Source organism: Brevibacterium picturae, from assembly GCF_030453725.1.
GTDB lineage: Bacteria > Actinomycetota > Actinomycetes > Actinomycetales > Brevibacteriaceae > Brevibacterium > Brevibacterium sandarakinum_A.
In genome coordinates this window covers 1-7945 of record NZ_JAKDJU010000139.1, presented here as the reverse complement: position 1 = coordinate 7945, position 7945 = coordinate 1, and the positions used below count along the sequence as shown (strand labels likewise).

Genomic DNA, 7945 nt, shown 5'->3' with positions numbered 1-7945 from the left:
CGGCAACAGGGGAGACGACTGCAGAGGAAGAGACGTCGTCGGCGACTGCGGATGGGCCACTGATGACAAGTTCGGACGAGTCGCCGAGGAATTGATGCAATAGGCAGGCGGGCGATGAATTGTCCGACTGAATACGCCACGCCTCTCGCCTCGTGTGCTGTGAGTGGTTAGCATGAAGTATGGCGACACTACTGAATATCCATCCCGAGAACCCACAGAACCGAATGATCGAGAAGGCCGCGCAGACTCTGCGGGACGGTGGGCTGATCGCCTACCCCACAGACTCGTGCTATGCGCTGGGCTGCGCACTGGACAACAAGGCGGGCATCGAGCGGATCACGCGAATCAGGCAGTTGGACTCGAAACATCACTTCACTCTGATGTGCCGGGACTTCGCACAACTGGGGCAGTTCGTCATCGTCGACAATTCCGACTTCAGGGTCATCAAGTCGATGACTCCCGGCCCCTACACATTCATCATGAAGGCGACCAAGGAAGTCCCGCGTCGAATGATGCATGCCAAGAAACACTCGGTCGGTGCACGGATCCCGCAGAATGTGACAGCTCTCGCGCTCGTTGAGGCGATGGGCGAGCCCATTCTGTCGTCGACCCTGCTGCTGCCCGGAGCCGAGGATCCGCTGACCCAGGCTGATGATGTCGTCGATCAGATCGGTCACGACGTGGACGTCGTCATCGAGTCCGGAGTGCCGGGCACTGTCCCCACCTCCGTCATCGACTTCACTGGTCGGGAGCCGGAGGTCGCACGCGTCGGGGCCGGTGACGTGTCACGCTTCGAATGAGCGTCAGTGGTGCCTCGTCACGACGGGGCAGGCCGAGGCACCACTCGCCGCGGTAGTGCAGGTTCTTCGCTCAGGGAACGTTCACAGGCCCAAGTAGGCTGCCTGAACCTGGGGATTGTCCAGCAGCTTGTCGGCATCGTCGGCGAGCACCACACGTCCTTCGGCCAGCACATATCCGCGGTGAGCGATAGACAGTGAGGCCTTTGCGTTCTGTTCGCTGAGCAGGACGCCGATCCCGTTCCTGTTGATCTGCGCGATCGACTCGAGCACCTGTTCGACGACCAGGGGAGCCAGACCCATGGAGGGCTCGTCCAAGATCAGCAGACTCGGGTCTGACATCAGCGCGCGACCGATCGACACCATCTGCTGCTGCCCACCTGAGAGCGAGCCTGCCGGTTGAGCTGCCTTCTCCTTCAGGATGGGAAACAGATCGAGCACGTCGCTCAGGATCTCCTCGGTGCGGGCCCGGTTCCTGTGCGGATAGGTGCCCAAGCGCAGATTCTTCTCCACCGACATCTTTCCGAACAGGTGCCGCCCCTCGGGGCACTGTGCGATGCCGAGCTTGACGATGGAGCTCGGACGTGTCCGGCGGATCGTCTGACCGTTGTACTCGATCGATCCCGAGCGAGTTCGCAGCAGTCCGCTGATGGTTTTGAACAGTGTGGTCTTGCCAGAGCCGTTCGCTCCGAGGATCACCGTCAGTTCACCGGGCCGGGCTGTGACGCTCACTCCGTGGAGCACGTCTGTTGCGTCATAGCCGACGTTTATGTTCTCCAATGAGAGCATCAGTTCTCCTCATCCTTGGTCGAGCCCAAGTAGGCACGGATCACGTCCGGATTGCTCTGGATCTCCGCGGGGGAGCCGATCGCCAGTTTCTGACCGTGATCGAGGACCAGAATTGTGTCCGCCAGATCCATGATCATCGACATTTTGTGTTCAACCAGCAGCACGGACACTCCGCGACTGGGCAGGGAACGAATGAGGTTGCCGAAATCCGTCGTCTCCTCCTCGGGAATGCCCCCAGCCGGCTCATCGAGGAGCATCAGCTCCGGTTCGGTTGCCAATGCCATGGCGACAGCCGTGCGCTTCTGCACTTCTTGAGGAACATTGGAGGCGAGATCATGTCGGAATTCGGCGACGTCGCAGAATTCGAGCGCCTCGAGCGCCTTGTCGTGGTTGAGTGCGGATTCGCGTCGGTGTCGTGGAGTGTGGAAGATCGCATCGAAGACATTGGACTTGGAGCGGACGATGCGTCCGGCCAGGACATTCTCCAGCAGCGTCGAGTCGTCGAAGAGGTGCGTCGTCTGAAAGGTGCGCGCGATTCCTCCGCTGACGGAATTGTGCGGAGACGAATGAGTGATATCACGACCGTTGAAGGCCACGCTCCCGGAAGTGGGGCGGTAGAACCCGTGAATGAGGTTGAACAGCGTTGATTTCCCGGCACCATTGGGGCCGATCACAGCGGTGACCTGTCCTTCCTGCACATCAAGGTCGACGTTCCTGACGGCGTCGAGCCCGCCGAAGCGTTTCCCGAGCCCACGAATTTCGAGCAGCATCACTTCTCCTCCTCGGTGGTGGTGGCGGTCTCGGCGGAAGTGCCTGCGCGGGGGGAATCGCCCGTGTGCGTGGCGCCGTCTGACCGGGTGGAAGCATTCGTCCGGACGGAGCCGGTTCGTCGCTTTCGTGCGCGCTTGTCGATGAAGCCTCCCAGATACCCCACGATTCCGCGGGGCGCGAAGATCACAAGCGCAATGATGATGGGGCCGAGCACGATGAATCGATAGGCCTGGAAGTCTTGGAAGAGCTCGAACAGGAACGTCACAATCATGGTGCCCACCAGCGGTCCGGCAACTGTGCCCATTCCTCCGACCAGGATGAACATCAGAAACTCGAAGGTCTTGTCCACGGTTGCGGCATCGGGGCCGATGAATCCGATGACGGAGGCATAGAGGCCGCCGCCGACTCCACCGAAGAAGGCTGATGCTGCGAAGGCGAGCTGCTTGCTCAGCCCCACATTGACGCCGATTGCGTCGGCGAGGTCTTCGCTGGTTCGAATCGTCAGCAGTGTGCGCCCCACACTAGAGCGACGTATCGCGTAGGTGATGTAGACGCAGATCAGCAGGATGACGAAGACGAGATAGAACATCGCAGTCGGATTGCTGAAGTCGACGATGTCCCCTGCCTCGGGGAATTTCACATTGTTGACTCCGGAATGGGCATGTGTCACCGACTCCCAGCGGCTGATGACCAGGTAGATGATGAAGCCGATGGCCATGGTGAAGATGGCGAAGTACTCGTCCTTCGTGCGCAGGGCGATCAGTCCGCACAGATATCCGATGGCAGAGGTGCCGACCACGCCGACCAGGAATGCCTGCCAGAACGACCAATCGAAATCGGTCGTCAGCAGACCGACCGTATAAGCTCCGATGCCGAAGAAGCCGCCTTGGGCCAGAGACAGCTGTCCTGTGAAGCCGAGGATGATGTTCATCCCGTAGACCGCGATCGCCGAGCAGAGACCGACGGTGATCACTCGCATGATGTAGTTCTCATCGCCGAAGGCCAGTGGCGTCAGGGCGATGACGACGAGCACGGCCAAGGTTCCGAGGGTTCTGGGATTCTTGAGTGCGTTCATCGCTGCACCGCCTTGGAGAAGAGGCCTGTGGGTCTGATCGCCAGCACCGCCACCAGCACGATGAAAGCCACGGCCTCGCCGACGGCCGAGGAGATGTACGTCGAGGTCATCGTCTCCGCGATCGCAAGTGCGAAGCTGCCGACGATGGCCCCTGGCAATGACCCGAGCCCACCCAGGATGATGATCGCGAACACCTTGAGGTTGAGCGAGTCACCCATGGTGGGGGACAGAAGGTTGATGGGAGAAACGAGACCGGCGGCGATGGTGACCAGGAGCGCCGACAGGCCCACAGTGAGCATTGAGACCATGGCGGGATTGATTCCGACCAGAGCCGCCCCGGTCCGGTCCTGCTCGATGGCTTCGATCGTCTGACCGTGAATCGAGCGTTTGATGAACCATGTCAGCAGACTGAGCACGACGACTGCCGTCACGATGATCACGATGCGCTGCGCAGAGATCTCCGCGCCCAGAATCTGCATGCTCCCGGAGATCGGTGTCTCCATCCGCTTGAAATCAGCTCCCCAGATCGCCTGCGCGACCGACTGGAAGAAGAACATGGCGCCGATGGCTGCAATCATGTGGTGGGTGTGCGGAGCATTGCGCAGAGGGTGGAAGACCAGACGTTCGAGCAGCACACCGAGGACGAAGAGAACGAGGGCAGCAATGCCGATGGCAGCCACATAGGGAACGCCGACCGTGGTCAGAAAGAAGTACGTGACATAAGCTCCGAGCATGTACAGCGCACCGTGGGCAAGGTTGGGAATGCGCAGGACGCCGAAGACCAAGGTCAGGCCGATTGCGGCAAGACAGTAGATGCCGCCGAGCGCAATTCCGTTGAAGAGCTGTTGGGTGAAAAGTGTCATGAAGCGAATCCTCACAGGACGTCAGACGGCGCCACAGCGGGGCATGAAGCTCATACCCCGCTCTCATACCCCACTGTGGGCAGCGCCGACGATGGTGACTACTTGGCGTCGGAAACCTGTTCGACGGGTATCTTCGTGTACTTCTCGTCCTTATTCAGGTAGGTCACTTCCAATTCGGGATTCATCAGGTGCCCCTGATCCGTGATCTCGGTCGGGAATCCGTTGACCTTGTACTTGTCAGCGACCTTGCTGAGGGCGTCCGGCACCGCTGCGCGGATCTTGTCGGGGTCGCTGGTTGTACCGGCGACCTCCATGGCCTTGGCGATGATGGCCATGCTCTGATAGTTGAGCGCGGTCTCGCTTGTTGCCACCTTGTCCTCGCCGGCGGCCTCGGCGTACTTCGTCAGGAAGTCCTTGTTGCCGGGGTCGTCGTATTCCTTGACCGGAAGAACCCCGATGGAGTTCGTCAGATTCTCGATCTTGGTCACGGTTGCCATCTCGTCGAGCTTCGCCTGGTCCATCACGAGGAAGCTGCCTTCGAAGCCCTGCTTCCGCGCCTGTTCCATGATGAGTGCAGTCGGTTGTGAGGGGCCACCGACGAAAATGGTGTCCGGCTTCTCTGCAAGGGCCTTCGACACCGGGCCGGCGAAGTCGGAGACTGTGGCGTAGCTGATGCTGTTGTCTGCGCCGATCGTGCCGCCTGCCTTCTTCCACTCCTCCGTGATCGCCTTCGTCCACTGCTGGCCGTATTCGCTCTCTGTGCCGAGCAGCGCGAGCTTCTCGCCACCGTGCTTCATTCCCTGTTCGGTGTACGGCTTGGCATACGATTCGAAGTTGGGCGGAATCATCATCGTCAGCGCGTTGTCTGCCTGCATGATTGCAGGATCCGAGGTGTAGGCGGAGATCATGAACTTGGATCGCCCGTCGTTGATCTGCTGGATCGCCTTGATCGCACCCGCGTTGGGGGAGACGACGACGGGTGCTTCGTCCTGATCTGCCAGTCGCTGCGCGTTGCTGGCAGCAGTGGATGGCGCGTACTTGTCATCGAGGGACTTCAGCTCGATGGTGACCTTCTTCCCATCGACTTCAAGCCCGTCCTCGTTGAGATCGTCGACTGCCATCTGAAGACCTGTCTGGACGTTCTTTCCGTAGGCCGCGCCGCCGCCGCTCAGCGGACCGGTATAACCGATGACGACGGAGTCGCCGCCACCGGAGTCACCGCTTCCGCCGCCTCCACCGCAGGCACCCAATGCCAGTGCGAATGTGCTGATGACGGCCGCAGCAAGAACGGGACGGCTGGCCCTTCGCGGGATTGAGTTCATCTTTTCTCCTTTGAAAAGTGAGACGGAGCAACAGTGCTCCTTACGGTTGTGGGATGCCTGAGCGGAACCCCGAAGTCAATCTGAACGAATATTCGATTGAGGCTTAGGAAGGAACCTATCCATCATGAAATGTGATGTCAATCTCATTACGCGAATCCTGCGCATTTCATTTCCATCATGACTCCCGGGCCGCCTGTTCATCTGCGCAAATCTGCCGGGCGTGGCCGATCGTGATTCGGGACTACGTTTTCTGAGCAAACAATCGTTCAGTGACATTCGTGGTCTAAGCTGGAAGCTGCCAGGGGTGAGATCCATGTCACTGCCGGCGCAGACCAAGCACGAACCATCGTTTCGGAGGAAGATCGTCATGACTCGGACAGCAATCGTCACCGGTGGCGGCCGCGGCATCGGAGCCGCCATCGCCCAACGCCTGGCATCGGATGGAATGAACGTCGCGATCCTCGATATGGGGCCCACGGCTGAGTCGGTCAAGGCCATTGAAGCCACCGGCATGAAGGGGCTGGGGGTCGAGACCGATGTCTCTGACGAAGCTTCCGTCGAAGCAGCGGTGAAGGCCGTCGTAGAAACTCTTGGTGCACCGACAGTGCTGGTCAACAATGCCGGTATTCTGCGAGACAATCTGCTGTTCAAGATGACACACGAGGAATTCCAGAAGGTCCTCTCTGTTCACCTGGGCGGAGCGTTCCTGATGACCAAGGCTGTTCAGTCATACATGGTCGAAGCGAAGTTCGGACGCATCGTATCGATGTCGTCGACGTCGGCACTCGGCAACCGCGGTCAGACCAACTACTCGGCGGCCAAGGCAGGAATCCAGGGGATGACGAAGACGTGGTCGATCGAGCTCGGCAAGTTCGGTGTCACGGCGAATGCGATCGCACCCGGTCTCATCGAAACCGATATGACCAAAGCCACCGCTGAGCGGATGGGCGTGGATTATGAGGACTTCATCGCCGCAGGGGTCGGGCAGATTCCGGTGGCGCGCACAGGAAAACCCGAAGACATTGCCCACACAGCATCATTTCTCGCTTCCGAGGGCGCCGGTTTCGTCTCCGGGCAGGTCATCTATGTTGCCGGAGGTCCGAAGGCCTGATTGGTCTGGTTCTCAACTCTCACTACCAATGCGGCGAACACAGGTCCGGCGCATCTTACTGAAGAAAGGCTCGTCATGCGCGAAGCAGTCATCGTCTCCACCGCCAGAACTCCGATCGGAAAGGCGTACAAAGGAGCGTTCAACGATACCCAGGCTCAGGAACTGGCAGGCCACGCCATTTCCCACGCTGTCTCACGGGCCGGCCTGGAAAGCGGCGAGGTCGAAGACGTCATCCTCGGCGCTGCCCTGCAGCAGGGCAGTCAGTCCACCAATATCGGTCGCCAAGCGGCGCTGCGAGCCGGCCTGCCCACGACGGTGCCCGGAATGACGATCGATCGCCAGTGCTCTTCGGGCCTGATGGGAATCGCGACTGCTGCGAAGCAGATCCTCGTCGATGGCCAGGAGGTCGCTGTCGGCGGCGGCGTCGAGTCGGTGTCTCTGGTGCAGAACGACAAGATGAATATGTACCGGGCCGAGGACCCGTGGCTGGTCGAGCATGTTCCCGGAATCTACTACCCGATGCTCGCTACCGCCGAGGTGGTGGCTGAGCGATATGGTGTCAGCCGTGAAGCACAGGACGAGTATTCGTTGTCCTCGCAGCAGCGGACTGCCGCCGCCCAGGAAGCCGGCCGGTTCAACGACGAAATCGTGGCGCTGCCGACGACGAAGATCGTCGTCGACAAGGAGACGAAGGAAACCTCGACTCAGCAGGTGACTCTGGACCGTGACGAAGGGAACCGTCCGTCAACGACCTTGGAGAGTTTGGCGGGCTTGAATCCCGTGCTCAAGCCCGGTGTTGCATCGAAGGTTCCGAGCGTCACTGCGGGCAATGCCTCGCAACTGTCTGACGGTGCTTCGGCTTCGGTGCTGATGTCGAGTGATGAGGCGAGTCGGCGCGGCCTGGAACCTCTGGGCATCTATCGCGGCATGGCCGTGGCCGGCTGTGATCCCGATGAGATGGGGATCGGACCCGTCTTCGCGATTCCGAAGCTGCTCAAGGCGCAGGGGCTCTCGATCGATGACATCGGACTGTGGGAGCTCAACGAGGCATTTGCAGTGCAGGCGCTGTACTGCCGTGAACGTCTGGGAATCGATCCGGAGAAGTACAACGTCGACGGTGGAGGTATCTCGGTCGGACACCCATACGGGATGACCGGTGCCCGCCTTGTCGGCCACGCCCTCATCGAGGGTCGCCGTCGTGGAGTCAAGTACGTGGT

Annotated in this window: 8 protein-coding genes; 3 read left to right on the top strand and 5 right to left on the bottom strand. The window is 60.2% G+C overall.

From position 1 onward, the window contains the following. Positions 1-179: 179 nt before the first annotated feature. Positions 180-800: an L-threonylcarbamoyladenylate synthase gene (locus L0G76_RS12245; RefSeq protein ID WP_092107579.1), complete on the top strand. Its 621-nt coding sequence runs from the start codon at positions 180-182 to the stop codon at positions 798-800. Positions 801-881: 81 nt separating this feature from the next. Here L0G76_RS12245 and L0G76_RS12240 read toward each other — a convergent pair whose 3' ends face one another. The 5 genes from L0G76_RS12240 to L0G76_RS12220 form a co-directional block, all read right to left on the bottom strand. Continuing rightward, positions 882-1586 (bottom strand): ABC transporter ATP-binding protein, encoded by a 705-nt coding sequence (locus L0G76_RS12240; RefSeq protein WP_304357476.1) that lies wholly within the window; start codon positions 1584-1586, stop codon positions 882-884. Then, positions 1586-2356, bottom strand: a complete 771-nt coding sequence (locus L0G76_RS12235) for an ABC transporter ATP-binding protein (RefSeq protein WP_304357475.1) — start codon at positions 2354-2356, stop codon at positions 1586-1588. Before L0G76_RS12235 ends, L0G76_RS12240 begins: the two co-directional genes overlap by 1 nt. Further along, positions 2356-3432, bottom strand: coding sequence for a branched-chain amino acid ABC transporter permease (locus L0G76_RS12230; protein ID WP_304357474.1), 1077 nt, complete (start codon positions 3430-3432; stop codon positions 2356-2358). The genes L0G76_RS12235 and L0G76_RS12230 overlap by 1 nt, the downstream gene beginning before the upstream one ends. Continuing rightward, positions 3429-4295: a branched-chain amino acid ABC transporter permease gene (locus L0G76_RS12225; RefSeq protein WP_304357473.1), complete on the bottom strand. Its 867-nt coding sequence runs from the start codon at positions 4293-4295 to the stop codon at positions 3429-3431. Before L0G76_RS12225 ends, L0G76_RS12230 begins: the two co-directional genes overlap by 4 nt. A 98-nt stretch (positions 4296-4393) precedes the next feature. After that, positions 4394-5617, bottom strand: a complete 1224-nt coding sequence (locus L0G76_RS12220; protein WP_304357472.1) for an ABC transporter substrate-binding protein — start codon at positions 5615-5617, stop codon at positions 4394-4396. A gap of 367 nt (positions 5618-5984) precedes the next feature. Between L0G76_RS12220 and L0G76_RS12215 the strand changes: the two genes are divergently transcribed. Further along, the gene (locus L0G76_RS12215; protein WP_304357471.1) at positions 5985-6728 is read left to right on the top strand and encodes an SDR family oxidoreductase; all 744 of its coding nucleotides are present in this window, start codon (positions 5985-5987) and stop codon (positions 6726-6728) included. Between the two features lie 75 nt (positions 6729-6803). Next, on the top strand, positions 6804-7945 hold a 1142-nt coding region (locus L0G76_RS12210), incomplete at its 3' end, for an acetyl-CoA C-acyltransferase (protein WP_304357470.1).

Coding starts and splice junctions, on each gene's coding strand:
- L0G76_RS12245 (WP_092107579.1), top strand. CDS start 180: ATGGCGACACTACTGAATATCCATCCCGAGAACCCACAGAACCGAATG.
- L0G76_RS12240 (WP_304357476.1), bottom strand. CDS start 1,586: ATGCTCTCATTGGAGAACATAAACGTCGGCTATGACGCAACAGACGTG.
- L0G76_RS12235 (WP_304357475.1), bottom strand. CDS start 2,356: ATGCTGCTCGAAATTCGTGGGCTCGGGAAACGCTTCGGCGGGCTCGAC.
- L0G76_RS12230 (WP_304357474.1), bottom strand. CDS start 3,432: ATGAACGCACTCAAGAATCCCAGAACCCTCGGAACCTTGGCCGTGCTC.
- L0G76_RS12225 (WP_304357473.1), bottom strand. CDS start 4,295: ATGACACTTTTCACCCAACAGCTCTTCAACGGAATTGCGCTCGGCGGC.
- L0G76_RS12220 (WP_304357472.1), bottom strand. CDS start 5,617: ATGAACTCAATCCCGCGAAGGGCCAGCCGTCCCGTTCTTGCTGCGGCC.
- L0G76_RS12215 (WP_304357471.1), top strand. CDS start 5,985: ATGACTCGGACAGCAATCGTCACCGGTGGCGGCCGCGGCATCGGAGCC.